The sequence below is a fragment of the Pseudomonas sp. ArH3a genome, assembly GCF_022648765.1.
GTDB lineage: Bacteria > Pseudomonadota > Gammaproteobacteria > Pseudomonadales > Pseudomonadaceae > Aquipseudomonas.
Map to the genome: position 1 here is coordinate 1,702,469 of NZ_CP080330.1, position 26,093 is coordinate 1,728,561.

Consider the following 26,093-nt stretch of genomic DNA (forward strand, 5'->3'; position numbering starts at 1 on the left):
CATGACGGCAGGGTTTCAAGCGTTCAATGCCCAGGGCGAAGTGTTGGTGGACGTCAACACACGGCTCGCCCGGGTGATTGGCAGGATAAGCAGCGGAGCGCAAGCGGGTTCTTTAGTCGTCGATGCTTTCGCTCAAGGCCGTCCCTGGTACATGGTGACGCTTGAAGCCGGCATCAATGTCACAGATGGCCCGCAGTGCGGTATTACCGGTAATACGCTCACGTGGAGTGCATCCGTTAACCCTGGGCTTATTACTTACGGAATTTCATAATGAGTATTGGCTTTCAAGTATTCAACGCCGATCGCAGCGTACTGCTGGATCAGAACTTCAAAACCTATGGGTTCGTAAGTAAAACCACTCAGGTCAGTACGGCGACCAGCAGTAATCCGGCGTGGGGACAGTTCTTGGATGTCTGGATTGCGGACGCTGAGGAAATTGTCGCCGTCAGAGCGCAGAATGAAGCCCACTCAGTCTGCCTGGCCAATGTATCGCGCAGTGGCAGTGGTTATATTCAGCGTTATGTAACCGACGGCTCAACGATCGTTAATCTCGACGTTTATCGTTTCCGGCCGGGCGTATCGGCGGGTGGCACGTTCGGCATGCAAATATTCAATGAGCATGGCGAACTGGCGTACGACGCGACCACGCCGCAATTGATTGTCAGGGATGTATTGGTCGGGAGCGGAAACTTTGAGGCTGTTGTCGGTGATCATAATTATGATCCAGGCCGAAAGTATGCAGTGGTTTTCGGTGGTCGCTGTGGACGAAGTTGGCGAACAACGCAATTCACCGGCGGCGGCGGGAATTACAGGATTAATGAGTATGCGAGTACTAACTATGCCTCGCAGAGCCCGGGTAAGGTGAGTTTCAAAGTGAAGATTTATTATTTCAATGGCTACACAAAGCAGCACGAGGTCAAGCAGTTTAATTATCGGGCGGAAGCCTACAGTTATCTAATTGTGGACGTCAGCGGGATTTGATTGTTATCGAACAGGGGCAGTACCAACGGTGTATTGCTGAATGAGGAAATGGACTTTTTATTGGGAGGCAGGGATGTCACGACAAGAAATTGACCTAGGCACGCGGCCTGCTGGCGTCGGCGGCGATACCCCGCGCAGCGCCAATGTAAAAATCAACGCAATGACCCAAGAGCTATACAACCGGGTCGATGCACTGGGCACAGCCGCTTCGGGCACGCTTACTACCAGCACCGATGATCACACGCCGGGCCGAGTAGTCCGCGTCGGCGACTTTGGCGTAGGTGCAGTCAACTCGATAGTAGGCGTTGACTTGGATGGCCTGCGTGCTATCGGTACCTATTATTCGATGTCCGGCGTGAATACGCCAAACGCAACAAATGGCTGGGTAACCGTCAACGAAGCCGGCCGTGGCTACACCCTGCAGGAGTACGTCGGCGTTGACAGTGCCAAATGGGTGCGGATCGAGGCTGCCGGCGTGTGGCAACCCTGGCAAAAAGTCCTCACCGACGGCCCGGGCCTTGCCTCCACACAGCAACGGCTGGGCCTCAAGTCACGCGCCTTTCAGGCGGATGGCGAGCGCCTGCTCGGGCTAAACATTACCGAGGCGGGCAAGGCCAGTGGCGGGTTAGTTTCTTCGCTGACTGTCCACACCACCATGCCCTATACCGAAAGCGAATCGCCGTTGATTCGCTGCGTAGGCTGCATCAACGGCTACACGTCGCCGTTTACCCTCGATCTCTCCTGGTACTACTACCAGGGCTCGTTCAACTCGGGTGTTGCGCTGCTGAATTCTGCATCGCCAGGCATCAGCAGCGTGCAAGGCGTGCCGCGATTGAAGATCATTGTGTACCGGCGTCCGGAGACGGGCCTGATGTCCATTTACATCGGTTTTCCGGGTGCGGTCTATCTGCCGCGATTTGCCATGTACTCGATCCAGACCGGCGCCCTTGAGGTGCCCGCAGCCTATACAGCGAACTGGACCACTGTGGCCGACATCGCACCGCCAACCGCGGCCATGAACATGGGCGCGCTGACGGTCATCACCACTCTGAACACGGCCAACTGCGCAAGGCAGGCGGATGGCTTGATAAAGGCGATTTGAGTATGCGAGCAGTTATTGAACTACGCGGGGCTGAGGGGGCTTGCTCGGTCGTTCCGTTCAGCAGTCAAAAAGTCACCGCCAAGCGAAAGGCTCAAGGTATTTATGAAGTGCGCGGCACACTGGGGCTTATCCCTCTCGCACCCGAAGGCAACGGGTGGGGCTATAGCATGGGCGTGGGTGAGAAAGACGTGTTGGCCGTCGTCACGTACGCGCGAAAAGTCATGACCATCAAGCTGCAAAAAGACGGGCAGCCCTATGAGTTGGTCGGGGCCATGTCTGTGCATTGTGAGATCGCAGAATCTGCGCCTGTGATGCTGCCTGCATTCTGATCGAATCCCCGACACCTATCCAAAACCCGCCCGAGTGCGGTTTTTTTTGGCCTATTTTTTAGGATGTTCAAATGGCACGACAAGAAATCGATGTAGGCACGCGCCCCAGCGGGGTCGGCGGTGATACGCCGCGCAGTGCCATGATCAAAATCAACGCGATGACCGACGAGCTGTACAAAGGTGATGCATTGGCAAAGGCCAGCGGCTGGGGCGCAAACTTGCCTATCCCGATGAAGGCCACCGAAAGTGCCGATGGATTGCCGGTAGTGAATGGGTTGTTCATGTTTGGTGACGGCGGTGTATCGCTGCCATTCCCTTACGTTTACATCATTCAGATGCTTTCGGGGGCGGGTGGGTATGTCAGGCAGGTCGCCTACAGCCTTGTCGACAACATGACATGGGAGCGACAGTTCCGACAGGGCGCGGCCGCAGGCAAGGCCTGGACTCAGGTGGTTAAGGCGGGCGATTTTGGCTACGGCGGCGCCGTTAAACTGCTGACAACCAGTGCGGACGACGTGCAAGCCACCGGCGAGTACTACGGCAACAATATCCCCGGCCCAAATGGGCCCAACAGTTATGGTTTTTTGTCGCATAAATACTTGTCAGCCCAGTACGCCACCCAGGAGTGGGTCAATCCGGATACCACGAATACGTTATTCAGAAGGGTCAATGCAAACGGCAGCTGGACGGACTGGGCACGCGTGTATACAGCGGCAAATGCTCTGACCGATCCGTCCACAGGCACTGGCCTGATGAATAAAACGGTAGTGAGTGGCTGGGCCGTCAGTAAGTACGCGAATGGCCAAATCTGTATCCAGGGTGTGGGCGCGGTAACCGCGGTACTGCCGCCGAACCAGTCGACGTTGGTGACGGTTTCAATGCCGGTTGCGATCCTGCCGGGAACCGGCCGGGTGTTCGTCAACGCACAACCGCAAAATACCTACGACCACTACGGGGCATTGAATTGCTACGTCAATGGCGCCGCCGCTGTCGACATCGTTATCAGGAATGGCCCTGGCAGCCAGGCGTTCCAACCCGCGGTCACCGTGTGGGGGTATTGGAAATGATGAAAATAAAGCTGTTTCCCTTTCTGACGGATGAGCCATTGACGGTTTGCGTCGAAGAGGAAGTGATGACCCTCTGTGGTCAGGTTATCGATCTTTCCGTCATTCCCGAAGGCTATCGCCTGCCTGCGTCTGCGACAGGGTGTGATCACTTTGTCGAATACGTCGAGCGCATCAACGGGACACTCTGCTTGACGCTGAAATTACCGGTCAGGTGGAACTCCCCGGAGTCCCTGCGCAACCCCGCCAAGCCCCTGGTTATCGAGGTGACAACCAACGGTCCGGTTGAACTGCCGGCATCTTCTCTACCTAAAGCGCCGCCGGTCCCGCCGGTCGAGGGCCTAACCCATGATTGATATCAGTAAGCTGGAAAAAATTAAGAGCGCCCAGGATCAGGAGAATGATCTGGCCCTCGACCAGGCCCGTAGCTACCTGCGGGAAAGTGATTGGTACGCGCTTGCTCAACTGGAAGAAGGCACGCCAGTTCCGGCTGATATCCAGGCCGCTCGCAATGCCGCGCGTGCCACGATTTACAGGCTGGGCGAAAAACCAAAGCCCTGAAGAGAGGCCTACTCACTTTGAACCCGCTTATCAGCGGGTTTTTGTTGCCTCGACGATGGAGAGTCCTATGGCACGACAGGAAATCAACCTGGGCGCGGCGCCCACAGGCACAGGGGGTGATACACCCCGCAGTGCCAATATCAAACTCAATGCGATGACCCAGGAGTTGTACGACACCAAGATTGCCAAGTCTGAACTACAGGCCATGGGCGTGGTGGGTGACTCGCGAAGCGTGGGGGCAATCAACGCCAATGATCAGCCGACCGGAACCTGCTATGCCTACAACGGCAGTGACTCGCAGGCAGCCACACTTAACTGGCCGGTTCTATATCCCGGCAGTGACGGGCCTGTGTGGTGGAACATCGAGACGCGGGGTATCGCCGGGCGTAAGACCCAGATCGCCGTACAGGCCTATCACCATGCAAGCAATCACGGTGTGATGTTCACTCGAAGTTGGCATGACGCCGCGTGGAGCCCGTGGGGCAGGGTATTAAGGCAAGGAACATTCGGCCTCGCCGGCAGAAATTTTTTCACCGGCAATATCGATCAGATTGGCAACCCCACCAACGGTGGTTTCTCGACCTTCCAGCTTACCGGCGAAACAACCGGGACGCGTCCTGCAGGATGGCCTGGGCTGCATGGAGGGCTGCTTGAAGCGCATTCATGGGATGCCAACACTGCCATGCAGAACCTGTACCTCGGCGGCTCCAACTACACCCGTTTTTTTAACGGCAGTGCTTGGTCTGAGTGGGCGTTGATCTACACCGGTGCCAACGCGTTTACCCAAGTAGCGGGTGGCGCGGGCCTGATGGACAGTAACTACATCGGCACCTGGCGTATCGCCAGATTCCAGAACGGCTTCACCGTGCTCACCAACTCTGTCAATCCGGACGTTGAGCTTCCGGCTTCTGGGATTGTGCATACCAATATCCAGTTGCCCGTCGCCTTTGATGATTACGGCAGGGTCAGTGTCGACGTCCAATGCCAGCCCTCGGCGACCTGGGATCATTTCGGAGTGATTGCGAAGTACGCCTCAACCCCTTCGGTCATCACCTACGCCATCCGTAATGGGCCGGTTGCTCAGCGATTCGGTGCAATCCGCGTGTGTGTAACAGGGTACTGGAAACCATGAAAATCAAACTATTCCCCTTTCTGACCAATGAAACACTCGTTGCCAGTGTGTTCGGTGACTCGCTGTGGCTCAACGACGAGGAAATCGATTTATCCGCCATTCCGGAGGGGTATCGGCTTCCCGCTTGCGCGATAGACAGTCCTTGGCTCTCGGCCTCTGACCCCATCGAACGAGTAGGAGGCGTGATCAGCTTGACGCTCAAGTTTCCCGTGACATGGGACAGCCCGGACGCTTTGCGTATTCCCCCGGAGCCTATCGTTCTAGCAATCACGCGTGGTGACGTCAGGTTTCCCTCTGCTGAGCCGCAGAAGCTTGAAAGAACGGTTGCGCCGCAGGTCTGACCGACTTCGGCGAGCGCCCATCTATCGCCTCGACTATGGAGAGTCCAAATGGCACGACAGGAAATCAACATTGGTACGGCACCCACCGGCGTGGGCGGCGACACCCCGCGCAGTGCAAGCATCAAAATCAACGCAATGACTCAAGAACTGTTTGCCCGGCAGGCACAGTTGGGGACGGCAGCCACTTTAGACGCCGTGACCGGCAGCGATGATTTCACACCCGGCCGGGTCTCACTGATGGGCCACGCAGGGTGGGGCAGCTCGCCGATTTCAAAAGCGCCCACCGATGATGCCAACGAGTTGCCACGCGTCAGCGGCCTGTTTCAATTTGGCAATGGCGGCATAAATCTGCCCAACCCGTTTGTGCAGATCCTGCAGATCGCCAACTCCGGCGGGTATGTCTGGCAAACCGCGAAGGCCATGCTTGATGAATCGGTTTATACGCGTGGTCGGCGCGGGGATGGCGCGTGGTCTCCATGGCGTGCTGATATTAATTCGTCGGTTTTCGCGCTGGGCACCGGGCAGGGCACAGTGCCAGGGGAACTGATAGGCCTGTCGGCTGCGCAAACAGCGTCACCGAACAAAGCCAATACGGGGCTCTACAGCTACTACCTGCACCCCGACGGCGTACCGGGTTTTGGCGCAATCAGTGTGCTGTCCCAGGCATGGGGGCATGACCCGCAATGGCGCGCGCAGCTGTCGATGGCGGTATCCGGGGACGGTCTGCACTTTCGCCAGTTCAGCGTTAATCCGGGTTCCCCGGCACCGAACTGGCGCAGCGTTCTTCATAACGGCAATGCGATTTCCGGCGTGCTCAATGCTGGCCCCTCGGGGGCTTTACCGATCAACTCCGGGCTCATCGAGCGTGGGGGTGCGCTCGACAATTGGTATTTCCGTTTTGCCGGCGGCCTGCAAATCTGTCAGCAGCGGTTCACCGGTTACACCGCCGGCGCCACGCGCAACGTCGCCTGGTTGGCGGCTTTCGCAGATACGCCGGTGGCGGTGTTTCACAACATCTACCCGTCAGTTAGTTGGGATTCGACGGCCCGGTGCTACGGCAATGTCGGCTCCTATTTCTTTACCTCCGACGTCACCCTGAACAATATCGTGACGGTCACTGCAATCGGGAGGTGGCACGCATGATTATTCACCACGTACCTTTTCGGCCGCTTGGCACCGCGACGCCGACGACGGCCTTCGTCGAGGGTGAAACGCTGATCCTGAATGACCAAAGGATTGATCTTTCGCTGATTCCCGAGGGCATGACCTTGCCTATGTCTGCGATCGGGCATGAGTTGTTCGCAGGGCCCGTCAGCCGTCGCAACGGTGAAGTCGAGTTGACCTTGAAACTTGCGGTCAACGCGGGCGCGCCGGCCTATATGTGGCTGAGCGGAAGGCTCCAAGTATCGGCCGGGCCTGTGCCTTTTCCCGTTGAGCCCGTCGAGGCCTCAGCCCACGCAGCCAAGCCCCAGGAGGGCAAGCAGGATGTTTGACTTGTCGAAGCTGGAAAAAACCCCAACGCCGCAAGAACTCCAGGCGCAAGCGGAGTCCCGCGAGGCGCTTGCCTATCTGGCTTCTACCGACTGGTACAGCTTGCGGTTCATCGAGGAGCAGACGCCGGTGCCCGAAGCGGTTCTTGCGGCGCGGGCGACGGCTCGCGCAAAGGTCATCCCGTGACGCTTGAGCAGCTTCAGCAAGTGTTCCCGCACGCCCGCTCCTTAGCGGGCGTTTTCCTATCTGCGCTCAATGCAGCCATGCTGAACCGGCAAATTAACACGCCTCAACGCACTGCTGCCTTCCTTGCCCAGGTCGGTCACGAATCCGGCGAACTGCGCTACGTTCGCGAACTGGGCAGCGATCAATACCTGAGTAAATACGACACCGGCGCCTTGGCCGAGCGCCTCGGTAACACCCCCGAGGCGGATGGCGATGGCGCGAAGTATCGGGGCAGGGGGCTTATCCAAATCACCGGGCGGCGTAACTACCTGGCCTGCAGCCAAGCGCTGTTTGGTGATGATCGTTTGCTGCGCCAGCCCGAGCTGCTGGAGCAACCGCAGTGGGCGTGTGAGTCGGCCGCGTGGTTCTGGCAGAGCAATGGTTTGAATGAACTCGCTGACCAAGACGAGTTCACCACCATTACCCGGCGCATCAACGGCGGGCTCAATGGCCTGGAGGATCGTTTGCAATTGTGTGCACGTGTGAAAGCGGTGTTATGCGCGTCCTAGAGGTGCAGGCTTGGCGTTATGGCGCGCAGCTTGAGCTGCAATCGGTTGAACATGCCCAGGCACTCAGCCTGCAACGCAAATTCTCGCCATCACCGACGACGGTGATAGCGCCCTGATCGCCTTGCGTGCCTGCCAGGCGTATGTACGCGCCGTCGGGCGTTAGCATCTTGATCCAGTCTGTGGCTTGCGCGCGCGATTTGCTCCTGTAGGGTAGGCAAATCCCCCGCCGACTTCTGGAGACGACTGTGAAGGAAATCACTCAACTGGCCGCTGAATTGGGGCGCCGCTTGCAGGTGCTCAATGCCCACGTCACCACCGCCGAGTCTTGCACCGGGGGCGGTATCGCTGAAGCCATCACGCGGATACCGGGCAGTTCGGCCTGGTTCGAGGCGGGGTATGTCACTTACTCCAATCGGCAGAAGACCCGGCAATTGAATGTGCCGGAGGCGTTATTCCCCAAAGTCGGCGCCGTCAGCCAGGAAGTGGTCGAGGCGATGGTGCGGGGCGCGCAGGAAAAAAGCCTGTCGCGCTATGCCGTGGCGGTCAGCGGCGTGGCGGGGCCCGATGGGGGGTCGCCGGACAAACCGGTCGGCACCGTATGGCTGGCCTTTGGTGTGGGCGAGGAGGTGACGGCGGAGCTGGCGCACTTCCCCGGCAACCGTGACGAGGTCCGCCGACAAACGGTAAAAGCCGCGTTAGAGGGCTTGTTGCGACGAGCTGCAGCAGAAATAGAAAATCAGGGGTAGGCGATCTTCGATCTTTGTGGAACAATACTGTCTACTTATACAGGTGTTGGCCGTCAGGCCTTATTGATTACGTGAGGACTTTAATGGACGACAACAAGAAGAAAGCCTTGGCTGCGGCCCTGGGTCAGATCGAACGTCAATTCGGCAAGGGTGCCGTAATGCGTATGGGCGATCACGACCGTCAGGCGATCCCGGCTATTTCCACTGGCTCTCTGGGTCTGGACATCGCGCTCGGCATTGGCGGCCTGCCAAAAGGCCGTATCGTTGAAATCTACGGCCCTGAATCTTCCGGTAAAACCACCCTGACCCTGTCGGTGATTGCCCAGGCTCAAAAAATGGGCGCCACCTGCGCGTTCGTCGACGCCGAGCACGCCCTCGACCCTGAATACGCCGGCAAGCTGGGCGTCAACGTTGACGACCTGCTGGTTTCCCAGCCGGACACCGGCGAGCAAGCCCTGGAAATCACCGACATGCTGGTGCGCTCCAACGCCATCGACGTGATCGTGGTCGACTCCGTGGCCGCCCTGGTACCCAAGGCTGAAATCGAAGGCGAAATGGGTGACATGCACGTGGGCCTGCAAGCCCGTCTGATGTCCCAAGCGCTGCGTAAAATCACCGGTAACATCAAGAACGCCAACTGCCTGGTGATCTTCATTAACCAGATCCGTATGAAGATCGGCGTGATGTTCGGCAGCCCGGAAACCACCACCGGTGGTAACGCGCTGAAGTTCTACGCTTCGGTCCGTCTGGACATCCGCCGTACTGGCGCGGTTAAAGAAGGTGACGAGGTTGTTGGTAGCGAAACCCGCGTTAAAGTCGTGAAGAACAAAGTGGCCCCGCCATTCCGTCAGGCTGAGTTCCAGATTCTCTACGGCAAGGGTATTTACCTGAACGGCGAGATGATCGACCTGGGCGTGCTGCACGGTTTCGTCGAGAAGTCCGGTGCCTGGTATGCCTACAACGGTAGCAAGATCGGTCAGGGCAAGGCCAACTCGGCCAAGTTCCTGGCGGATAACCCGGATATCGCTGCCACGCTTGAGAAGCAGATCCGCGACAAGCTGTTGACCCCAGCCCCTGACGTGAAAGCTGCAGCCAACCGCGAGCCGGTTGAAGAAGTAGCAGAAGCCGATACTGACATCTGAAGCAAACGATGACTGTTGTACTGGATACACTCGTCGCCGTCCGGCGCACTGCAATGGACCTGCTCGCTCGACGCGAGCATGGTCGAGTCGAGCTGACGCGTAAACTGCGTCAGCGCGGCGCAGAGCCCGAGATGATCGACACTGCCCTCGACCGCTTGACGGAAGAAGGGCTGCTGTCGGAAGCCCGTTACCTCGAAAGCTTTGTTTCCTACCGAGCGCGCTCCGGCTATGGCCCGGCGCGAATTCGCGAAGAGCTTAGCCAGCGCGGCCTGCAACGCGTCGATATTGATCTCGCCCTGCGTGAGTGCGGTATCAGTTGGCAGTCGCAGCTCGAAGACACTTGGCGCCGCAAGTTTGCCGGCCATCTGCCGATTGATGCCAGGGAGCGTGCGAAGCAAGGTCGCTTTCTGAGTTATCGCGGGTTTTCGATGGAGATGATCAGCCGCCTATTAAGTGGCCGAGACATGGACGACTGACCGGGACGATAGGCGAGCTTTTGTGGCGAGGGAGCTTGCTCCCGCTGGGCTGCGTAGCAGCCCCATTCGCTTCACTGTAAGGTCACCTGAAACACCACAAAAAAGGCCCACTATGAAAATAGTGGGCCTTTTTTTTTGCCTTCAACAAGTCACGCTGGCTCGGGCGTCACTCGCTGCTGGGTCTTCCCTTGAGCCTGCGCCCAGTTCTCCGGCAAGTTGATGTAATCCACCAATTCCCGCAGACGGCCCTGATCACGCCCATTGAAGTTGAACACCAACCGCGTCAAATGGCCGAACCTCGGCTCATCATGTTCTTCGCCCGTATACGCCTGCTGTTGGAACTCCCCACTCAGGCGCAGGCTGGCAAACTCGCTCTGCAAATGGGCCAAGGCACGCTCGCTGAGCGGGTGATTCATGCGCACCACAAACTCGCGCTTCAACCAGCGGGTGGAGTGGAAGTTGGCGTAGAACTGGTTGATCTCGTCCACCGCCTCTTCAGCGCTGTACACCAGGCGAACCAGCTTGAGGTCGGTGGGCAGGATGTAGCGGTTGGCTTCCAGCTGGCTGCGGATAAAGTCCAAGGCGCCTTGCCAGAAGCCGCCGCCCGGAGCATCCAGCAGTACCACCGGCACCAGCGGGCTTTTGCCGGTCTGGATCAAGGTGAGGACTTCCAGCGCTTCATCCAGCGTGCCAAAACCGCCCGGGCACAGCACCAATGCATCGGCTTCCTTGACGAAGAACAGCTTGCGGGTGAAGAAGAAGTGGAAGGACAGCAGGTTCTCAGTGCCATCAATGGTCGGGTTGGCGTGCTGTTCAAACGGCAGGGTGATGTTGAACCCCAGGCTGTGTTCCAGGCCTGCACCTTCGTGGGCTGCCGCCATGATGCCGCCGCCACCGCCGGTGATCACCATCAGCTCTGATTGCGCCAACTTGGCGCCGACTTCCCGGGCCAGGGCGTACAGCGGGCTTTCGACCGGCGTTCGCGCCGAGCCGAATACCGTCACCTTGCGGCGGTCCTTGAACTGTTCCAATACGCGGAAGGCATTGTCCAGTTCGCGGATCGCCTGCAAGGTGATTTTCGCGTTCCAGCGGTTGCGGTCGTCCTGGGCCATGCGCAGAACGGTGAGGATCATGTCGCGATAAAGGGGGATATTCGAGCTGTTGGGAGCGATCAGCTGGAGTTGCGCATCGACCTGCTGTGTGAGGTCGGCCCCGTGTTCTTCAAAATGACGGAGCAGGTGGTCATTCGATTCGTAAGGCATTCAACTTCTCCTTCTTCACAGAGCCAGGGCCATCGACGAGAATTCGTCTGCGGCCTCGACACTGCGTGTGTCGCTGCATACCGAAGGCTTGCACGGTGTTCGCCGAGCGGCAAAGCGGGCTCTGTATGTTCCTTGTGATTTGGAAACCTTTGCACTGCAAGTCGCAGGAGGGCAACCCTCTTTTGCCCTGAAAATGTTACAGAACGGCGTGGAAAACGCGGTGGAAGGGCTGCCGAGATAACGTGATCATGAGCCGAAAAACCCTTGGCTGGCAACCGGTTATTGGCAACACATCAGGCAGTTTAGTTGTTGGCAGGCAGAGGCTGCGAGGGAAGTGCGCGCCACTGGACAGCAGCGCGCGACGGTCGAGCAAACGTTACTTTTTCTTCTTGGCTGCCGCAGGTGCCGGGCAATCCGCTTCTACAAACTTGACCGACGCCACAGGGCGGTTGGTCTTGTTCTCGGTGATTTCGTAGCGCATCACTGCGCCCTTGGCCATCAATTCGCGGTAACCCTTGTTCAGGCACACGCTTTGACCCAGTTGGAAGTACACGGCCTTGGGGTTGGCGCGCATCTGTTCAGCGCGGTCGGGCTGTACGCTGAGGTGGTCGATCAGCTGCATGCCTTCAACGGTGTAGGCAACTTCCAGGGTTTTTTCGTCGATTTCCCGGGGCAGGTCCTTGTTGCTTTCAGCCGCGACGCTTTGCAGCTTGCGGTTCATTTGGGCCTCCAGCAGCGAGGCCGCGTGGGCGCCCATAGGCAATACCAACGCAAGGGCGACGGATGGGGCAACAACGCGCAGCATGGAACGCAGCATGAAACTCTCCTGATTCGGTTACTGGTGCATAGACCAGCCACTGCGCTGTGCGTTCAGTGGCGCGCAATTATAGGTGAGCCGTTGCCACTACAGCCAGGCGTATCGCTCGGAAGTGCGGATGGCTCTGGTAAACTGCGGCCACTTAAAGCCTGCCTCGAGTTTCCTCAGTGTCGATTTCCCCTTTTACGGGTTGCACCCGATGAGTCACGCCGTCTCCCGTTTGCGTACTCAGCGCCTGGCGCGGGCCGTGCGGCCTTTTCTCAACCGTGGTTCGCGCGCCGAACGCTGCCCCGGCTGTCGGGTGATTCCCGAGTACTGCCTGTGTGCCTGGCGGCCGAAGGTAGAGGCGCGCTCGGCCATGTGCCTGCTGATGCACGATGTTGAGCCGATGAAACCGAGCAATACCGGCTGGCTGATCGCCGATGTGATCGAAGACACCACCGCGTTCGCCTGGTCGCGCACTGAGGTCGACCCCGAACTGTTGACCTTGCTGGCCGACCCGCAATGGCAGCCCTATATCGTGTTCCCCGGCGAATTCGTCGCGCCTGAGCGGGTCGTCGGCGAAGTCACGGCGGCGGCGGGCAAGCGCCCACTGTTTATCCTGCTGGACGGCACTTGGAGCGAAGCGCGCAAGATGTTCCGCAAAAGCCCCTACCTGGAACACTTGCCGGTGTTGAGCCTGGCGCCCGAGCAGCTGTCGCGCTATAAGCTGCGCCGCTCCAAACGTGATGACCATTTCTGCACCGCCGAAGTCGCGGCGCTGTGCCTGGAGCTGGCCAGTGACCAAGCCGCCAGTGAAGTGCTGGATGCCTACCTCGACGTCTTCAGCACCCATTACCTGGCTGCTAAGTTCCAGTTACCGCTGGACCCGACGGACATCGTCCATACTCGCCTTGCACCCTATATTCCGGTGCTATAACCACACGACGTTTGCATGATGGCACCGTAAACCCGCGCGCCGCTAAAATGCCCGCGGGCGTAGTGCTTGACCCTCTAGGCTACGCTGGGCATGCTGGGCGCCGATTGGGGCGTAACCGTGAATTTTCAGCGTCGTTGCAGGTGTTTTTGACGTTGAGCATGCCCTGTGGTGATGGCTGCCTGGCCGTTACCTTGTGTACTGGCGAACCCTGAACCCATCAGGGCTGCCATAAAAAACAGGATCATTTAATCAATGGCCACATACGAAATCCTGATAGCCGATGACCACCCGCTGTTTCGCAGCGCGCTGCATCAGGCCGTAACCCTGGGCCTTGGGCCGGACGTGCGCCTGGTCGAAGTGGCCAGCATTGCCGAGCTGGAAACCCGCCTCACCGAAAAATCCGACTGGGACCTGGTGCTGCTCGACCTGAACATGCCCGGCGCCTACGGTTTTTCCGGGCTGGTGCTGTTGCGCGGGCAATACCCGCAGATCCCGGTGGTGATGGTCTCGGCCCAGGAAGACGCTGACGTGGTGGTGCGCTCCAAGGAGTTTGGCGCCAGCGGGTTTATTCCCAAGTCCAGCTCAATGGAAGCGATCCAGAACGCCGTGCGTACCGTGCTGGATGGCGACGTGTCCTGGCCGCCGCAGGCGTTTGAAGAAATCAACGTGTCCGACGAAGCCAAGGCCGCCCGTGATGGCCTCGCCAGCCTGACGCCCCAGCAGTTTCGGGTGCTGACCATGGTCTGCGAAGGCTTGCTGAACAAGCAGATTGCCTACGAACTGAGCGTGTCAGAAGCGACCATCAAGGCCCACGTAACAGCGATCTTCCGCAAGCTGGGCGTGCGGACGCGCACTCAGGCGGCGCTGCTCTTGCAACAACTTGAGTCAATTTCGCAGCATTAAGTTGTTACTGATTCACGCTTTTTTGACTTTGCGTGATCTAGTTTCCCCACTCCTTTGGTTCAGTTGCCTACATCTATGTCGCCTTTCAAGGGTCAAACCGGTATCAAACGTATCTTCAATGCAGGGGGCTATTCCCTGGATGGCCTGCGTGCGGCTTTCACTGGCGAGGCGGCTTTCCGTCAGTTGGTGTTGCTCAACGTGATCCTGATCCCGCTGAGCTTTTTCCTGCACGTCAGCCGGGTCGAGCGCGCTTTGCTGATCGCGGTGTGCCTGTTGGCCTTGATCGTCGAGTTGCTCAATTCGGCGGTGGAAGCGGCCATCGACCGGATTTCCCTCGACCTGCACCCACTGTCGAAAAACGCCAAGGACATGGGCAGCGCCGCGCAATTCGTCGCGCTGACCATGATCACCCTGGTGTGGGCCGTGATTCTGATCTGAGGATCAGGCGATGCTCGGCAGCACGATCTCGTCGCTGCGCTGAACCCCGGCGGTGAAGGCGCGGCACAGCTCCAGAAACTCGCGCATCGCCGAGGTCTGGTACTTCTGCTTATGCCAGATGAAGTAGAACTGTCGCGCCAGGTCCAGGTCCGGGGTTTCCACCGGTACCAAGCTGCCACGGCGGAACGCATCGCGCAGCGCTAGCCTGGAAATACAGCCAATCCCCAACCCCGATTCCACGGCACGCTTGATCGCCTCGGTGTGCTCCAGCTCGAGGCGGATATTCAGCGCGCTGCGGTGATGCCGCATGGCCTGGTCAAAGGTCAGGCGCGTGCCGGAACCTTGCTCGCGCAGGATCCACGCTTCGTGGGTCAGCTCTTCCATGGTCGCCACGCCGCGCTTGGCCAAGTGATGCTGCGGTGCGCAAAACACCACCAGTTCGTCTTCCACCCAGGTTTGCACCTCGATGTCCGGGTGGCTGCAGTCGCCTTCGATTAGACCCAAGTCAATTTCGTAGTGCGCCACTTGGTGCACGATATGTGCAGTGTTCTGCACATGCAGCTTCACCTGGCTTTCGGGGTGCTGCTGCATAAAGCTGCCGATCAGCAGCGTCGCCAAGTAATTGCCGATGGTCAGGGTGGCGCCGACCGCCAGGGAACCGAAGCCGGACTTGCCGTTAAGCAGGTCTTCGATCTCCTTGGCCTGGTCCAGCAGCGCCACGGCCTGGGGCAACAGCTGATGGCCGAGGGCGTTGAGGCTAAGGCGTTTGCCCGCGCGGTCGAATAATTGGCAGCTGGATTGACGCTCCAGCTCGGTAATCGAGGTGCTGGCGGCGGATTGAGATAAGGCCAGAAGGCCAGCAGCGCGGGAGACGCTTTCCTGCTGGGCGACGGCGACGAAGACTTGCAGTTGACGGAGAGTAAATCGCATATCGATATAACCGATAACCCTTATCTTAATAATCCAGTTAACAGATATTGTCGCCGCCATTAGAATGCTGTGCAATTGCGCACTTCAATTTTGGCGCAGACCCATTTCCAGGAGTTCCCCGTACATGAGCAACATGAACCACGAGCGTGTCCTCAGTGTTCATCACTGGAACGACACTCTGTTCAGCTTCAAGTGCACCCGCGACCCGGGCTTGCGCTTCGAGAACGGTCAGTTCGTGATGATCGGCCTGCAACAGCCTAATGGCCGCCCGCTCATGCGCGCTTACTCCATTGCCAGCCCGAACTGGGAAGAGCATCTGGAGTTCTTCAGCATCAAGGTGCCCGATGGCCCGCTGACTTCCCAATTGCAGCACTTGAAGGAAGGCGACGAGATCATCATCAGCAAAAAACCGACAGGCACCTTGGTGCTTGACGATTTGAAGCCGGGCAAACACCTGTACCTGCTCAGCACGGGTACTGGCCTCGCTCCATTCATGAGCGTGATCCAGGACCCGGAAACCTACGAGCGTTTCGAAAAAGTGATCCTGTGCCATGGCGTGCGTTACGTCAACGAAGTCGCCTACCGCGAATTCATCACCGAGCACCTGCCGCAGAACGAGTTCTTCGGCGAGGCCCTGCGTGACAAGTTGATCTACTACCCGACCGTGACCCGCGAGCCGTTCGAAAACGAAGGCCGCCTGACCGACCTGATGCGCAGCGGCAAGCTGTTCAGCGACATTGGCCTGCCACCGATCAACCCCGAGGACGACCGCGCCATGCTGTGCGGCAGCCCAAGCATGTTGGACGAAACCAGCGAAGTGTTGAACAGCTTCGGCCTGAAAGTTTCGCCCCGTATGCGTGAGCCGGGTGATTATCTGATCGAGCGTGCGTTCGTCGAGAAATAACCGCCGATCCAAATGAATGTGGGAGCTGGCTTGTGTGGGAGCTGGCTTGCCTGCGACAGCGTCACCTCGGTTCTACTGAATGACCGAGGTGTCTGCATCGTAGGCAAGCCAGCTCCCAGACAAGCAGCTCCCACATTTGTTTTCGACGTTTACTTGGCCGGAATGACTTCCAGCACGCAAATCATCCCGGCTTCCGGATAGTGCCACCGCACATCCACATCCCAGAACTGCGCACCATATTCACGCTCCGGCCCCGGCGTTTGATACGCCGGCCGTGGATCCTGCGCCAGACACTGTTCGATCAACGCCACCAATGGTTCGTCAAGGCGCTGCGCATGGCCCTGTGCCTGTTGCAGGGCTGTCTTCAGCCACTGCACAGGAATCAGCTGTGGCGCACTGTTGGCGATGCTGTTGGTGGCGGTGTCAATGATGTCTGCGTACGGCACATACGGCTTGATATCCAGCACTGGCGTGCCATCCAGCAGGTCAATCCCGGAAATCCACAGCCGCCCCGGCTCGACCTTGTCCAGCTTGACCACTGACTGGCCAATGCCGTTGGGCCGATGAGTGGCGCGGGTGGCAAACACGCCCATGGACGTGTTGCCGCCCAACCGTGGCGGCCGCACTTTCAAGCGTGGTTTGTCTTCCAAGGCCTGGTGGAACAGAAACAGCAACCACACATGGCTGACCTGCTCCAGGCCCTGCACCGCCTCACCTTGGTCGAACGGCGCCACCAGTTCCAGCACGCCACGGGCGGCCGGTGCCAGTTGGGGCTGGCGTGGGATGGCGAACTTCTCCTTGAAGCAGGAGCGCACGAAACCGACGGGCGAGACGTGGTAACTCATGGCTTACGCACGAACCCGCAGGGTCAGGCCCTTGAGGAAGTTACGCAGCAACTGGTCGCCACAGGTGCGGTAGTTGGTGTGGCCGAACTTGCGGAACAGTGCGCTCAGCTCAGGCTTGGACACTGGGAACTCGGCAGCCTTGAGGATCGCGTGCATGTCGTCTTCCTTCAGTTCGAAGGCCACGCGCAGCTTCTTGAGGATGATGTTGTTGGTCACCGGGGTTTCGATCGGCTGTGGCGCACGGCTTTCGTCTTTGCCGCGCTTGAAGATCACCAGGCCATCGAGGAAGTGGGCCATGACGTCATCCGGGCAGAACACAAAGCCTTCTTCCTCGTCTTTCTTGAGGTAAGTCAGCAGGTCTTCCTTGGTCACGTCCATGCCGCCGAGCTTAATGATCTCGACCATCTTGTTGTCGCTGATGTCGAGCATGTAGCGCACGCTACGCAATACGTCGTTGTGAATCATGGTGGGCAATCCTGGTATTCAACTGAAGACACCGCCTAATCAGGCGGTGTCGAGAAAAGGGGAACGGCTTAGAACTTCTCTTTGCCGGACAGGTAACGCCATTGGCCGACCGGCACTTTGCCGATGGATACCCCGCCAATGCGGATGCGGCGGATGGCGATGACTTTCAAGCCGACGGCTTCGCAGAACAGGGCAATCACCCCCGGTTGCGGGTTCTTCATCGCAAAGCGCAGGCGGTTTTCGTTCTGCCAGCTAGCCTTTACGGCCGGCAGCTCCTTACCTTTGTAGGTCAGGCCGTGGTTCAGGCGATTGAGGCCGTGGGCAACCATGTCGCCTTCAACCTCCACCACGTATTCCTGCTCGATCTTGGCGGCATCGGCGGTCAACTTGCGCAGAATCTTCCAGTCCTGGGTGAACACCAGCAGGCCGCTGGCCTTGGCTTGCAGGTCGGCACTGGCGGTCAGGCGCAGGAAGTGGCCTTTAAGCGGGCGTTTGCTGAAGCGGTGTTCTTCGGACAAGGTTTCTGCGCTGATCGAGGCCATCGCCGTTTCGGCATCCACACCCACCGGCGCGTGCAGCAGAATGGTTACCGACTCCGGCGCAGTGGCTTTCGCCTCTGGGTCCAGCTCGACCTTCTGGGTGGTGACCTTGAACTGCGGCTCGTCGATCACTTCTCCGTCCACCGAGACCCAGCCGCCTTCGATAAACAGCTCAGCCTCCCGACGGGAGCAACCGACCAGTTCGATAAGGCGTTTGGAGAGGCGTATGGGGTCAGTCATGACAAGGGCCGTAACAAAAGGGGGCGGCTATTGTACCTGCCTGGCGCCGGTTAATCCCGGCCCTATTTCAGCAGGGTGGCTTTTTGTGGGCGCTGGCTTGCCTGCGATGGCATCACCTCGGTCGACCTGAGCTACCGCGTCGCCCGCATCGCAGGCAAGCCAGCTCCCACAGATGTGCGCAAACGCATATGCAGCAGCGGGTACGGCTGGCCCAGGCCGTCATGCTCCGCGCGGCCGATTACCTCGAAGCCCTGCTTGAAGTAAAAGCCCAGGGCCTGCGGGTTCTGTTCATTGACGTCCAGCTGGTCGGCGTTCATGTGCTCGATCGCATAACGCAGCAGTTGCCGGCCCAGGCCCTGGCCGCGGTGCTGCGGGTCGATAAACAGCATTTCGACTTTTCCCGCTGCCACCCCAGCAAACCCGGTGATGCGTTGGCGTGCGTCCTTGGTGCAGATCAGCATCACCGAATCCAGGTAACGCGTCAGCACCAGCTCTTTGAGCAGGACGATGTAGCTGTCCGGCAAGAAATCGTGGGTTGCCCGCACCGAGTCTTCCCAGAGTTGCGCCAAGTGCGCGAAGTCGCTGATTTTGGGTGTGTGGATGACCGAAAGCTGACGCATGCCCGCTGCCCCTTGCCTAGATCTTCGCCAATGGGCAAACGATAGACCTAAAAAAGCCCCGCATCTTGTCTAGAGGCGGGGCTTTTGTATTTTTTTTACACGCCAGTGACGATCAGTCGCGCTTTTGCGCCCACAGGTCGTATTCGTCAGCGTCAGTTACCGTGCACCAGACCTTGTCGCCCGGCTTCAGACTGCTGGCATCGTCGATAAACACGTTACCGTCGATCTCCGGCGCATCGAAGAAGCAGCGGCCTACGGCGCCTTGCTCGTCGACTTCGTCGATCAGCACTTCGATCTCCCGACCAATGCGCAGTTGCAGGCGTGCCGAGCTGATGGCCTGTTGGTGTGCCATGAAACGCTCCCAACGGTCTTGCTTGACGTCGTCCGCAACGACGGCAGCGTCCAGCAGGTTAGCCGGAGCGCCTTCCACCGGCGAGTACTGGAAGCAACCGACACGGTCCAGTTGCGCTTCGGTCAGCCAGTCCAGCAGGTACTGGAAGTCTTCTTCGGTCTCGCCAGGGAAGCCGACGATGAAGGTGGAGCGGATGATCAGGTCCGGGCAGATCTCGCGCCAGTTCTTGATACGCGCCAGGGTCTTGTCTTCGAAGGCCGGGCGTTTCATGGCCTTGAGGATTTTCGGGCTGGCGTGCTGGAACGGGATGTCCAAGTACGGCAGGATCTTGCCGGCGGCCATCAACGGGATCAGCTCGTCCACGTGCGGGTACGGGTAAACGTAGTGCAGGCGCACCCACACGCCCAGGCTGCTCAAGGCTTCGCAGAGTTCGGTCATGCGGGTTTTCACCGGCGCGCCGTTCCAGAAACCGGTGCGGTACTTCACGTCGACGCCGTAGGCGCTGGTGTCCTGGGAGATCACCAACAGCTCTTTCACGCCGGATTTAACCAGGCGCTGAGCCTCGTCCAGCACATCACCCACCGGGCGGCTGACCAGCTTGCCGCGCATCGACGGGATGATGCAGAAGCTGCAGCTGTGGTTGCAGCCTTCGGAAATTTTCAGGTACGCGTAGTGGCGCGGCGTCAGCTTGATGCCTTGCGGCGGCACCAGGTCGATCAGCGGGTTGTGGTCCTGGCGCGGCGGCACCACTTGGTGCACGGCATTGACCACCTGCTCGTACTGCTGCGGGCCGGTCACGGCCAGTACGCTTGGGTGCACGTTGCGGATAGCGCCTTCTTCCACGCCCATGCAGCCGGTGACGATGACCTTGCCGTTTTCCTTGATGGCTTCGCCAATCACTTCCAGCGACTCAGCCTTGGCCGAGTCGATGAAGCCACAGGTGTTGACCACCACCACGTCGGCGTCCTGGTACGTGGACACGACGTCATAGCCTTCCATACGCAATTGCGTGAGGATGCGCTCGGAGTCGACCAGAGCCTTTGGGCAACCCAGAGATACAAAGCCGACCTTGGGGTTGGCTTTTGCGATGGTGGTGGACATGTCTAACCTCGGTATTGAATGACGCCGCCGGCTAGAAGGGCAGGGCAGCGGATGGGCACTTGGTGTGCCTCTGATCAAAAAGTGCGCAATTCTAGCGACGGGCAACGCACTTGACCAGCTTTATGCAGGGAAATGCGACGAGTGCTGCGCTATGCTTCGCGCCGTTGCGCACGGGTAAAACCCTTGGGTCAATAAAACGTCTGTTACGAGAAGTAAAACAGCGCATGCTACGGTCAGCTTAGACGCGTTGTTTATAAAAGACCTTGGGTCAAAGGGCAGGAGTGGTTGATGGGTCAGGCAAATAGTCAGGCGGCAGGTGCCGAGCATTCCAATGCAAAGCCGATTGGCATGCTAGTGGCAGCAGTCGGGGTGGTGTACGGCGATATCGGTACCAGCCCGCTCTATACCCTTAAAGAAGTGTTTTCTGGTGGTTACGGGGTTCAGGTCAACCATGACGGGGTCTTCGGCATTCTGGCGCTGATTTTCTGGTCGCTGGTGTGGGTCGTGTCGATCAAGTACGTGCTGTTTATCCTGCGCGCGGACAACCAGGGCGAGGGCGGCATCATGGCCCTGACGGCACTGGCACGGCGGGCGGCGGCGCCGTACCCCAAATTACGTTCGGTGCTGGTGATCCTCGGCCTGATCGGTGCCGCGCTGTTCTACGGCGACAGCATGATCACCCCGGCGATCTCGGTGTTGTCGGCGGTCGAGGGCCTGGAACTGGCCTTTGATGGCCTGGAGCGCTGGGTGGTGCCGCTGTCGCTGGTGGTGCTGGTGGGCCTGTTTCTGATCCAGAAACACGGCACCGATCGCATCGGCAAGCTGTTCGGGCCGGTGATGGTGGTGTGGTTCCTGGTGCTGGGCGGCCTCGGCGTGCACGGCATCCTGCGACACCCCGAGGTGCTCAACGCGCTGAACCCCGTGTGGGGCGTGCGTTTCTTTATCGTCCACCCCGGCATGGGCGTGGCGATTCTCGGCGCGGTGGTGCTGGCGTTGACCGGTGCCGAAGCGCTGTATGCCGACATGGGCCACTTCGGCCGCAAGCCGATTGCTCGCGCATGGTTCGCCCTGGTGCTGCCGGCGCTGGTGCTCAACTACTTCGGCCAGGGCGCCTTGCTGCTGGAAAACCCGGAAGCGGCGCGTAACCCGTTCTACTTGCTGGCGCCGGAGTGGGCGTTGATCCCGCTGGTGGCACTGTCGACGCTGGCCACGGTGATTGCCTCCCAGGCGGTGATTTCTGGTGCGTTCTCCCTGACCCGCCAGGCGATCCAGTTGGGTTACATCCCGCGCATGCATATCCAGCACACCTCCAGCGCCGAGCAAGGCCAGATCTACATCGGTGCGGTGAACTGGGCGCTGATGGTCGGCGTGATCCTGCTGGTGCTGGGCTTCGAATCTTCGAACGCCTTGGCCTCGGCGTACGGCGTGGCAGTGACCGGCACCATGCTGATCACCAGCATCCTGGTGTCGGCGGTGATGTTGCTGCTATGGAAATGGCCACCGGTGTTGGCGATTCCGGTGTTGATCGGCTTCCTGTTGGTGGACGGCCTGTTCTTCGCCGCCAACGTGCCGAAGATCGTGCAGGGCGGTGCCTTCCCGGTGTTGGCGGGGATTGTGCTGTTTATACTGATGACCACCTGGAAGCGCGGCAAAGAACTGTTGATGGACCGCCTCGACGAGGGCGGGCTGCCCTTGCCGATCTTTATCAGCAGCATCCGCGTGCAGCCGCCGCATCGCGTGCAGGGCACCGCCGTGTTCCTCACCGCGCGGCCCGACGCCGTGCCTCACGCGCTGTTGCACAACCTGCTGCATAACCAGGTGTTGCATGAGCAGGTGGTGATGCTGACGGTGGTCTACGAAGACATTCCGCGCGTGCCTGCCTCACGACGCTTTGAGGTGGACGCCTACGGGGAAGGCTTCTTCCGGGTGATCCTGCACTTCGGGTTTACCGATGAGCCGGACGTGCCCGAGGCACTGAAGTTGTGCCATCTGGACGACCTGGATTTCAGCCCGATGCGCACCACTTACTTCCTCAGCCGCGAAACGGTGATCGCCTCGCGCATCAAGGGCATGGCCCGTTGGCGTGAAAGCCTGTTTGCGTTCATGTTGAAGAACGCCAACGGCAACCTGCGCTTCTTCAAGCTCCCGGTAAACCGCGTGATCGAGCTGGGCACCCAGGTCGAAATGTAAGCTGCTGCGACACGGGAGCCGGCAATCGGCTCCCGTTTTCCTTCTGAACCCTATGCAAGCCACCGTTGTCGACTAGGCTCTAAGCACTGTTTGAATAGTGCCCACAGAACCCAGAAGAGGTGCGCCATGAGTCAGCTGCTCGAACCCTACACCCTCCGTCAATTGACCCTGCTCAACCGGATCGCCGTCTCGCCAATGTGCCAGTACTCCTCCGAGGACGGCTTGGCCAATGACTGGCACCTGGTGCACCTTGGCAGCCGCGCCGTCGGCGGCGCCGGGCTGATTTTCACCGAAGCCACCGCCGTGACCGCCGATGGCCGCATCACCGCCCAGGACCTGGGCCTGTGGAAGGATGAACAGATCGAACCGCTGCAACGCATCACGCGGTTTATTGCCGCCCAAGGCGCGGTGGCGGGCATTCAACTGGCACATGCCGGGCGTAAGGCCAGCACGCATCGGCCGTGGATCGGCAAGCACGGCAGCGTCAAGCCGCAAGAGGGCGGCTGGGTGCCGGTAGGCCCATCGCCGATTGCCTTCGACCCCAATCACACGCAACCCCAGCAACTGGACGAAGCGCAGATCCAACACGTGATCGCCGACTTTGTGGCCGCCGCCAAACGCGCGCTGACTGCCGGTTTTGAAGTGGTGGAAATCCATGCTGCTCACGGTTACCTGCTGCATCAATTCCTCTCGCCCATCAGCAACCAGCGTCAGGACCACTACGGTGGCTCGTTTGAAAACCGTATCCGCCTGGTGCTCGAAGTCACTAAGGCTGTGCGTGAAGTCTGGCCTCAGGAGCTGCCGCTGTTTGTGCGGGTATCGGCCACCGACTGGGTGGAAGACGGCTGGAACCCGGATGAAACCGTGGAGCTGGCACGCCGCCTCAAAGACTTGGGCGTGGACCTGGTCGACGTGTCCTCCGGCGGCACCGCCGCCAACGCCGAGATCCCCACCGGCCCCGGTTACCAGACGCGCTTTGCCGAGCGTGTACGCAAAGAGTCGGGCATCGCCACCGGCACCGTCGGCATGATTACCGAGCCGGCCCAAGCCGAGCACATCCTGCGCACGTGCCAGGCCGACATCATCTTCCTGGCCCGTGAGCTGTTGCGTGACCCGTACTGGCCGCTGCATGCCGATGATGACTTGGGTGGGCGCAAGGCGATCTGGCCGGCGCAGTACCAACGGGCGACCCATCGCGATCAGCCGATCCATGAGTCTGATCTGAGGGATTGATCCCACACCTGATCCACCAAAACCCACCCTGACCCGGTGGGTTTTTTCTTGCTGTTGTTTTTTGCGGCCTCACCTGCGCCGGCCGCCGCGTGGGAAAGTGCTGTAGGTCTTTGTTACTTTGGCGATTTATTTAAGTTAATACTCTAAAAAAATCCCACACGGGAGCCGATTGTTTCTACGCTTAGGGTAAGTCTGATTTCTGGCCCAGGGAGTCAGTCAGCTTGTTCGTGAAGGCATCGCGTCTCAGGGAAGGCAGGTGATGGGCGCCAAGCGTCTTAGTTTGATATCAGGAGAAACAGTCCATGGCCAAGTCCTATGATGTTGCGGGTGCGGTGGTGAGTTTTCTGACCGGCAAAATGTCTTTGCGTGGTCGAAGGTTGAGCTCGGATGAGGTGCAATTACTGGAGCAGTACCGCGCGCTGACCGAGAACGATCAGGTGGCGATGCGGTACTTGATTGGGGCGATGAAAAGCGTGTCGCGCTTTTAACGTGTGGGGGCGGGCTTGCCCGCGATTGCAGTGTGTCAGTCAACACAGGCGCGACTGACCCCAGGCTATCGCGGGCAAGCCCGCTCCCACAATGGGTATCAGGTGTACTTGCGCTTGTCCGGCGCCGGCGGGAAGTACTGGTACAGCCAGGTTTCACTCAAGGTGCGGTCCTGGGTGCGGATAAACAGACGCAGTTCCACCGGCTCCACGCTGTCGCTGGTCGGGTACCAATCGAACAGAATGCGATAGCCCTTGATGTTGTCGAGCACCAGCACGCTGAAATCTTTCACTTCACCGTGGGAACAGGTCACCACCGGCTCAATGCCGGTGCCCGCGGGCAGGCGATCGAGGCCGCCCCCTTTGAAGTCCACCGCAAAGCGGCGTGCCCATACTTCGGGGTAGTGCTCGCCCGGTGCCCAACCTTCGGTAAAGCCGCCCATGCCGGAGCGGGTGGCGTCGACTTGCGCCAGCGGTGTGCTCACCGGTGGTAGCGCGCTCCAGTACAGCTTGTAGCCGTAGTTGAGCGAATCGCCGGCGGCCACGGGCTTTTTCGGGGTCCAGAAGGCCACGATGTTGTCCAGGGTTTCGCCGGTCGTGGGGATTTCCAGCAGGTCGATCGAGCCTTCGCCCCATGCCGTGGTGGGTTCGACCCATAGGCTTGGGCGCTTGCTGTACCAGTCCACGGTGTCCTGGTAGCTAGCAAACTCATGGTCGGTCTGCACCAGGCCGAAGCCTTTCGGGTCGGTGTCGGCGAATGCGTTGAATTGCAGCTTGGCCGGGTTGTTCAGCGGGCGGCAGATCCACTCGCCGTTGCCGCGCCACATCGCCAGGCGGTCCGAGTCATGGATTTGCGGGTGGATGGTGTCGCACATACGGCGCTCATGGGTGCCGCAGCTGAACATACTGGTCATCGGCGCGATGCCGAGTTGCTCGATGGTGGTGCGTGCGTTGATATTCGCGTCGATGGCCATCACCACCTGGTTGGCCTGGCAGTCGATGTCGAAGCGGTAGGCGCCGGTGGCGCTCGGCGAGTCGAGCAGGGCGTAGACCACAAAACGCGTGGCGTCCTTGGTCGGGGTTTCGAACCAGAACTGCGTGAAGTCGGGGAATTCTTCGCGTTTTTTTGCGTAGGTATCAATCGCCAGGCCGCGTGCGGACAGGCCGTACTGGCCGGTGGAATCCACCGCGCGAAAGTAGCTCGCGCCGAGGAATGACAGCACGTCATGGCGATCCAGTTCCGGCGCCTTGAACAGCTTGAAGCCGGAGAAACCCAGGTCGCCGGTCAGCTGCTTGGTGTCGACTGTGGTCTTTTCATAGTTGAACAGCGAGGGGCGGAAATGCACCTCGCGTGCTTCGCGGGTCTTGGGGTCGACGCTGTGCATGCGCACCGGCGTCTTGAAACCCATGCCGACGTGGAAGAATTGCACGTCGAGCTGGCCGTTCAATTCCTTCCACAGCGAGTGGTTGCCGTCGTAGCCGATGGCATTGAAATTCTGCGGCGTCATGGTCGCCAGGGTCGGCGGCAGCACCTGTTTGGTGTCTTTATAGGCGGTGCCGGCGAGCTGCTTGGCCTGGGCTTTAAGCGTTTCAAAATCAAACGCCACGGCCTTGCCATCGGCGGCACGGTTCCCAGCCCAGGCCTGCGCGGCGAGTAGGCCGCTGGCCGACAAACCGGTGTAAGCCGCAATGGCCATGGACGCTTTGAGCAAATTCCTGCGGTGCATAGAGACAACCTGTCGTGAGCAAAT

Annotated in this window: 33 protein-coding genes and 1 pseudogene; 25 read left to right on the forward strand and 9 right to left on the reverse strand. The window is 59.4% G+C overall.

Going from position 1 to position 26,093, the window contains the following annotated elements:
- The first annotated feature begins 1 nt into the window (after nt 1).
- The 18 genes and pseudogenes from K0P33_RS07595 to recX all read left to right on the forward strand — a co-directional run bounded on the left by K0P33_RS07595 (nt 2) and on the right by recX (nt 10,099).
- Complete coding sequence (locus K0P33_RS07595) at nt 2–271, forward strand: hypothetical protein (protein WP_094949907.1); 270 nt, start codon at nt 2–4, stop codon at nt 269–271.
- Entirely contained in the window at nt 271–981 is a 711-nt protein-coding gene (locus K0P33_RS07600) for a hypothetical protein (protein WP_094949908.1), read from the forward strand. Before K0P33_RS07595 ends, K0P33_RS07600 begins: the two co-directional genes overlap by 1 nt.
- Nucleotides 982–1,054: 73 nt before the next feature.
- Nucleotides 1,055–2,083 carry a pyocin knob domain-containing protein gene (locus tag K0P33_RS07605; protein ID WP_094949909.1) on the forward strand — a complete coding sequence of 343 codons (1,029 nt, stop codon included), beginning with the start codon at nt 1,055–1,057 and terminating at the stop codon, nt 2,081–2,083.
- Between the two features lie 2 nt (nt 2,084–2,085).
- Complete coding sequence (locus K0P33_RS07610) at nt 2,086–2,412, forward strand: hypothetical protein (RefSeq protein WP_094949910.1); 327 nt, start codon at nt 2,086–2,088, stop codon at nt 2,410–2,412.
- A gap of 71 nt (nt 2,413–2,483) precedes the next feature.
- On the forward strand, nt 2,484–3,479 hold the full coding sequence (locus tag K0P33_RS07615; protein ID WP_094949911.1) for a pyocin knob domain-containing protein: 996 nt from the start codon (nt 2,484–2,486) through the stop codon (nt 3,477–3,479).
- Nucleotides 3,476–3,832, forward strand: coding sequence for a hypothetical protein (locus tag K0P33_RS07620; protein WP_094949912.1), 357 nt, complete (start codon nt 3,476–3,478; stop codon nt 3,830–3,832). The genes K0P33_RS07615 and K0P33_RS07620 overlap by 4 nt, the downstream gene beginning before the upstream one ends.
- Nucleotides 3,825–4,037, forward strand: coding sequence for a hypothetical protein (locus tag K0P33_RS07625; protein WP_094949914.1), 213 nt, complete (start codon nt 3,825–3,827; stop codon nt 4,035–4,037). The genes K0P33_RS07620 and K0P33_RS07625 overlap by 8 nt, the downstream gene beginning before the upstream one ends.
- A gap of 67 nt (nt 4,038–4,104) precedes the next feature.
- Nucleotides 4,105–5,169 (forward strand): hypothetical protein, encoded by a 1,065-nt coding sequence (locus K0P33_RS07630; protein ID WP_094949915.1) that lies wholly within the window; start codon nt 4,105–4,107, stop codon nt 5,167–5,169.
- Nucleotides 5,166–5,510, forward strand: a complete 345-nt coding sequence (locus K0P33_RS07635) for a hypothetical protein (protein ID WP_094949916.1) — start codon at nt 5,166–5,168, stop codon at nt 5,508–5,510. The genes K0P33_RS07630 and K0P33_RS07635 overlap by 4 nt, the downstream gene beginning before the upstream one ends.
- A 90-nt stretch (nt 5,511–5,600) precedes the next feature.
- A complete protein-coding gene (locus tag K0P33_RS07640; RefSeq protein ID WP_242154698.1) occupies nt 5,601–6,653 on the forward strand; it encodes a hypothetical protein in 1,053 nt (350 codons plus the stop codon).
- Nucleotides 6,650–7,003, forward strand: coding sequence for a hypothetical protein (locus tag K0P33_RS07645; protein WP_094949918.1), 354 nt, complete (start codon nt 6,650–6,652; stop codon nt 7,001–7,003). The genes K0P33_RS07640 and K0P33_RS07645 overlap by 4 nt, the downstream gene beginning before the upstream one ends.
- Nucleotides 6,996–7,187, forward strand: a complete 192-nt coding sequence (locus K0P33_RS07650; protein ID WP_094949919.1) for a hypothetical protein — start codon at nt 6,996–6,998, stop codon at nt 7,185–7,187. The genes K0P33_RS07645 and K0P33_RS07650 overlap by 8 nt, the downstream gene beginning before the upstream one ends.
- Nucleotides 7,184–7,735, forward strand: coding sequence for a glycoside hydrolase family 19 protein (locus K0P33_RS07655; protein WP_094949920.1), 552 nt, complete (start codon nt 7,184–7,186; stop codon nt 7,733–7,735). Before K0P33_RS07650 ends, K0P33_RS07655 begins: the two co-directional genes overlap by 4 nt.
- The gene (locus tag K0P33_RS31320; protein WP_256589235.1) at nt 7,723–7,851 is read left to right on the forward strand and encodes a hypothetical protein; all 129 of its coding nucleotides are present in this window, start codon (nt 7,723–7,725) and stop codon (nt 7,849–7,851) included. Before K0P33_RS07655 ends, K0P33_RS31320 begins: the two co-directional genes overlap by 13 nt.
- A pseudogene (locus tag K0P33_RS07660) lies at nt 7,806–7,898 on the forward strand (lysis protein); the annotation flags it as partial. The gene K0P33_RS31320 and the pseudogene K0P33_RS07660, both read left to right, overlap by 46 nt.
- A gap of 82 nt (nt 7,899–7,980) precedes the next feature.
- A complete protein-coding gene (locus tag K0P33_RS07665) occupies nt 7,981–8,481 on the forward strand; it encodes a CinA family protein (RefSeq protein ID WP_094949921.1) in 501 nt (166 codons plus the stop codon).
- 83 nt (nt 8,482–8,564) lie between these two features.
- Nucleotides 8,565–9,623: a recombinase RecA gene (recA, locus tag K0P33_RS07670; RefSeq protein WP_094949922.1), complete on the forward strand. Its 1,059-nt coding sequence runs from the start codon at nt 8,565–8,567 to the stop codon at nt 9,621–9,623.
- 8 nt (nt 9,624–9,631) lie between these two features.
- Nucleotides 9,632–10,099, forward strand: a complete 468-nt coding sequence (gene recX / locus K0P33_RS07675) for a recombination regulator RecX (RefSeq protein WP_242154700.1) — start codon at nt 9,632–9,634, stop codon at nt 10,097–10,099.
- A 149-nt stretch (nt 10,100–10,248) separates the two neighbouring features.
- Here recX and K0P33_RS07680 read toward each other — a convergent pair whose 3' ends face one another.
- Both K0P33_RS07680 and K0P33_RS07685 read right to left on the reverse strand, forming a co-directional pair.
- Nucleotides 10,249–11,361, reverse strand: coding sequence for a TIGR00730 family Rossman fold protein (locus K0P33_RS07680; protein ID WP_094949924.1), 1,113 nt, complete (start codon nt 11,359–11,361; stop codon nt 10,249–10,251).
- Nucleotides 11,362–11,737: 376 nt separating this feature from the next.
- The gene (locus tag K0P33_RS07685) at nt 11,738–12,178 is read right to left on the reverse strand and encodes a PA3611 family quorum-sensing-regulated virulence factor (protein ID WP_094949925.1); all 441 of its coding nucleotides are present in this window, start codon (nt 12,176–12,178) and stop codon (nt 11,738–11,740) included.
- A gap of 199 nt (nt 12,179–12,377) precedes the next feature.
- Between K0P33_RS07685 and K0P33_RS07690 the strand changes: the two genes are divergently transcribed.
- The 3 genes from K0P33_RS07690 to K0P33_RS07700 all read left to right on the forward strand — a co-directional run bounded on the left by K0P33_RS07690 (nt 12,378) and on the right by K0P33_RS07700 (nt 14,438).
- Nucleotides 12,378–13,097 (forward strand): tRNA-uridine aminocarboxypropyltransferase, encoded by a 720-nt coding sequence (locus tag K0P33_RS07690; protein WP_242154702.1) that lies wholly within the window; start codon nt 12,378–12,380, stop codon nt 13,095–13,097.
- A gap of 252 nt (nt 13,098–13,349) precedes the next feature.
- Nucleotides 13,350–14,000: a response regulator transcription factor ErdR gene (erdR, locus tag K0P33_RS07695; protein WP_094949926.1), complete on the forward strand. Its 651-nt coding sequence runs from the start codon at nt 13,350–13,352 to the stop codon at nt 13,998–14,000.
- A gap of 75 nt (nt 14,001–14,075) precedes the next feature.
- Nucleotides 14,076–14,438, forward strand: a complete 363-nt coding sequence (locus tag K0P33_RS07700) for a diacylglycerol kinase (protein WP_094949927.1) — start codon at nt 14,076–14,078, stop codon at nt 14,436–14,438.
- 3 nt (nt 14,439–14,441) lie between these two features.
- Here the strand turns inward: K0P33_RS07700 and K0P33_RS07705 are convergent, their stop codons facing one another.
- Nucleotides 14,442–15,368, reverse strand: a complete 927-nt coding sequence (locus K0P33_RS07705) for a LysR family transcriptional regulator (RefSeq protein ID WP_169368331.1) — start codon at nt 15,366–15,368, stop codon at nt 14,442–14,444.
- Between the two features lie 124 nt (nt 15,369–15,492).
- Between K0P33_RS07705 and fpr the strand changes: the two genes are divergently transcribed.
- Nucleotides 15,493–16,272: a ferredoxin-NADP reductase gene (gene fpr, locus K0P33_RS07710; RefSeq protein ID WP_003189055.1), complete on the forward strand. Its 780-nt coding sequence runs from the start codon at nt 15,493–15,495 to the stop codon at nt 16,270–16,272.
- Between the two features lie 149 nt (nt 16,273–16,421).
- Here the strand turns inward: fpr and tsaA are convergent, their stop codons facing one another.
- From tsaA to rimO, 5 genes are all read right to left on the reverse strand, one after another.
- A complete protein-coding gene (gene tsaA, locus K0P33_RS07715) occupies nt 16,422–17,117 on the reverse strand; it encodes a tRNA (N6-threonylcarbamoyladenosine(37)-N6)-methyltransferase TrmO (RefSeq protein WP_094949929.1) in 696 nt (231 codons plus the stop codon).
- Nucleotides 17,118–17,120: 3 nt separating this feature from the next.
- The gene (locus K0P33_RS07720) at nt 17,121–17,582 is read right to left on the reverse strand and encodes a DUF1456 family protein (protein WP_083359865.1); all 462 of its coding nucleotides are present in this window, start codon (nt 17,580–17,582) and stop codon (nt 17,121–17,123) included.
- Nucleotides 17,583–17,650: 68 nt separating this feature from the next.
- Nucleotides 17,651–18,361 carry an rRNA pseudouridine synthase gene (locus tag K0P33_RS07725; RefSeq protein WP_094949930.1) on the reverse strand — a complete coding sequence of 237 codons (711 nt, stop codon included), beginning with the start codon at nt 18,359–18,361 and terminating at the stop codon, nt 17,651–17,653.
- Between the two features lie 131 nt (nt 18,362–18,492).
- A complete protein-coding gene (locus tag K0P33_RS07730; protein ID WP_242154705.1) occupies nt 18,493–18,981 on the reverse strand; it encodes a GNAT family N-acetyltransferase in 489 nt (162 codons plus the stop codon).
- Between the two features lie 112 nt (nt 18,982–19,093).
- A complete protein-coding gene (gene rimO / locus K0P33_RS07735) occupies nt 19,094–20,422 on the reverse strand; it encodes a 30S ribosomal protein S12 methylthiotransferase RimO (RefSeq protein WP_242156009.1) in 1,329 nt (442 codons plus the stop codon).
- A 300-nt stretch (nt 20,423–20,722) separates the two neighbouring features.
- Here rimO and K0P33_RS07740 point away from each other — a divergent pair, with 300 nt between their 5' ends.
- From K0P33_RS07740 to K0P33_RS07750, 3 genes are all read left to right on the forward strand, one after another.
- Nucleotides 20,723–22,624: a potassium transporter Kup gene (locus K0P33_RS07740; RefSeq protein ID WP_094949969.1), complete on the forward strand. Its 1,902-nt coding sequence runs from the start codon at nt 20,723–20,725 to the stop codon at nt 22,622–22,624.
- 126 nt (nt 22,625–22,750) lie between these two features.
- The gene (locus K0P33_RS07745) at nt 22,751–23,857 is read left to right on the forward strand and encodes an NADH:flavin oxidoreductase/NADH oxidase (protein ID WP_094949970.1); all 1,107 of its coding nucleotides are present in this window, start codon (nt 22,751–22,753) and stop codon (nt 23,855–23,857) included.
- A gap of 302 nt (nt 23,858–24,159) precedes the next feature.
- Nucleotides 24,160–24,345, forward strand: coding sequence for a hypothetical protein (locus tag K0P33_RS07750; RefSeq protein WP_094949971.1), 186 nt, complete (start codon nt 24,160–24,162; stop codon nt 24,343–24,345).
- A 98-nt stretch (nt 24,346–24,443) separates the two neighbouring features.
- Here K0P33_RS07750 and K0P33_RS07755 read toward each other — a convergent pair whose 3' ends face one another.
- Nucleotides 24,444–26,069 (reverse strand): glucan biosynthesis protein D, encoded by a 1,626-nt coding sequence (locus K0P33_RS07755; protein WP_094949972.1) that lies wholly within the window; start codon nt 26,067–26,069, stop codon nt 24,444–24,446.
- Nucleotides 26,070–26,093: the final 24 nt, after the last annotated feature.

What these genes read in the sequence shown, in the direction of transcription:
- K0P33_RS31320 (WP_256589235.1), top strand. Translation starts at nt 7,723, where the DNA reads ATGCGCGTCCTAGAGGTGCAGGCTTGGCGTTATGGCGCGCAGCTTGAG.
- K0P33_RS07755 (WP_094949972.1), bottom strand. Translation starts at nt 26,069, where the DNA reads ATGCACCGCAGGAATTTGCTCAAAGCGTCCATGGCCATTGCGGCTTAC.
- K0P33_RS07595 (WP_094949907.1), top strand. Translation starts at nt 2, where the DNA reads ATGACGGCAGGGTTTCAAGCGTTCAATGCCCAGGGCGAAGTGTTGGTG.
- K0P33_RS07605 (WP_094949909.1), top strand. Translation starts at nt 1,055, where the DNA reads ATGTCACGACAAGAAATTGACCTAGGCACGCGGCCTGCTGGCGTCGGC.
- erdR (WP_094949926.1), top strand. Translation starts at nt 13,350, where the DNA reads ATGGCCACATACGAAATCCTGATAGCCGATGACCACCCGCTGTTTCGC.
- K0P33_RS07650 (WP_094949919.1), top strand. Translation starts at nt 6,996, where the DNA reads ATGTTTGACTTGTCGAAGCTGGAAAAAACCCCAACGCCGCAAGAACTC.
- K0P33_RS07625 (WP_094949914.1), top strand. Translation starts at nt 3,825, where the DNA reads ATGATTGATATCAGTAAGCTGGAAAAAATTAAGAGCGCCCAGGATCAG.
- K0P33_RS07725 (WP_094949930.1), bottom strand. Translation starts at nt 18,361, where the DNA reads ATGACTGACCCCATACGCCTCTCCAAACGCCTTATCGAACTGGTCGGT.
- K0P33_RS07685 (WP_094949925.1), bottom strand. Translation starts at nt 12,178, where the DNA reads ATGCTGCGTTCCATGCTGCGCGTTGTTGCCCCATCCGTCGCCCTTGCG.
- K0P33_RS07690 (WP_242154702.1), top strand. Translation starts at nt 12,378, where the DNA reads ATGAGTCACGCCGTCTCCCGTTTGCGTACTCAGCGCCTGGCGCGGGCC.
- K0P33_RS07600 (WP_094949908.1), top strand. Translation starts at nt 271, where the DNA reads ATGAGTATTGGCTTTCAAGTATTCAACGCCGATCGCAGCGTACTGCTG.
- K0P33_RS07700 (WP_094949927.1), top strand. Translation starts at nt 14,076, where the DNA reads ATGTCGCCTTTCAAGGGTCAAACCGGTATCAAACGTATCTTCAATGCA.
- K0P33_RS07705 (WP_169368331.1), bottom strand. Translation starts at nt 15,368, where the DNA reads ATGCGATTTACTCTCCGTCAACTGCAAGTCTTCGTCGCCGTCGCCCAG.
- K0P33_RS07615 (WP_094949911.1), top strand. Translation starts at nt 2,484, where the DNA reads ATGGCACGACAAGAAATCGATGTAGGCACGCGCCCCAGCGGGGTCGGC.
- recX (WP_242154700.1), top strand. Translation starts at nt 9,632, where the DNA reads ATGACTGTTGTACTGGATACACTCGTCGCCGTCCGGCGCACTGCAATG.
- tsaA (WP_094949929.1), bottom strand. Translation starts at nt 17,117, where the DNA reads ATGAGTTACCACGTCTCGCCCGTCGGTTTCGTGCGCTCCTGCTTCAAG.
- K0P33_RS07610 (WP_094949910.1), top strand. Translation starts at nt 2,086, where the DNA reads ATGCGAGCAGTTATTGAACTACGCGGGGCTGAGGGGGCTTGCTCGGTC.
- recA (WP_094949922.1), top strand. Translation starts at nt 8,565, where the DNA reads ATGGACGACAACAAGAAGAAAGCCTTGGCTGCGGCCCTGGGTCAGATC.
- K0P33_RS07750 (WP_094949971.1), top strand. Translation starts at nt 24,160, where the DNA reads ATGGCCAAGTCCTATGATGTTGCGGGTGCGGTGGTGAGTTTTCTGACC.
- K0P33_RS07720 (WP_083359865.1), bottom strand. Translation starts at nt 17,582, where the DNA reads ATGATTCACAACGACGTATTGCGTAGCGTGCGCTACATGCTCGACATC.
- K0P33_RS07745 (WP_094949970.1), top strand. Translation starts at nt 22,751, where the DNA reads ATGAGTCAGCTGCTCGAACCCTACACCCTCCGTCAATTGACCCTGCTC.
- K0P33_RS07645 (WP_094949918.1), top strand. Translation starts at nt 6,650, where the DNA reads ATGATTATTCACCACGTACCTTTTCGGCCGCTTGGCACCGCGACGCCG.
- fpr (WP_003189055.1), top strand. Translation starts at nt 15,493, where the DNA reads ATGAGCAACATGAACCACGAGCGTGTCCTCAGTGTTCATCACTGGAAC.
- K0P33_RS07680 (WP_094949924.1), bottom strand. Translation starts at nt 11,361, where the DNA reads ATGCCTTACGAATCGAATGACCACCTGCTCCGTCATTTTGAAGAACAC.
- K0P33_RS07635 (WP_094949916.1), top strand. Translation starts at nt 5,166, where the DNA reads ATGAAAATCAAACTATTCCCCTTTCTGACCAATGAAACACTCGTTGCC.
- K0P33_RS07730 (WP_242154705.1), bottom strand. Translation starts at nt 18,981, where the DNA reads ATGCGTCAGCTTTCGGTCATCCACACACCCAAAATCAGCGACTTCGCG.
- K0P33_RS07740 (WP_094949969.1), top strand. Translation starts at nt 20,723, where the DNA reads ATGGGTCAGGCAAATAGTCAGGCGGCAGGTGCCGAGCATTCCAATGCA.
- K0P33_RS07620 (WP_094949912.1), top strand. Translation starts at nt 3,476, where the DNA reads ATGATGAAAATAAAGCTGTTTCCCTTTCTGACGGATGAGCCATTGACG.
- K0P33_RS07630 (WP_094949915.1), top strand. Translation starts at nt 4,105, where the DNA reads ATGGCACGACAGGAAATCAACCTGGGCGCGGCGCCCACAGGCACAGGG.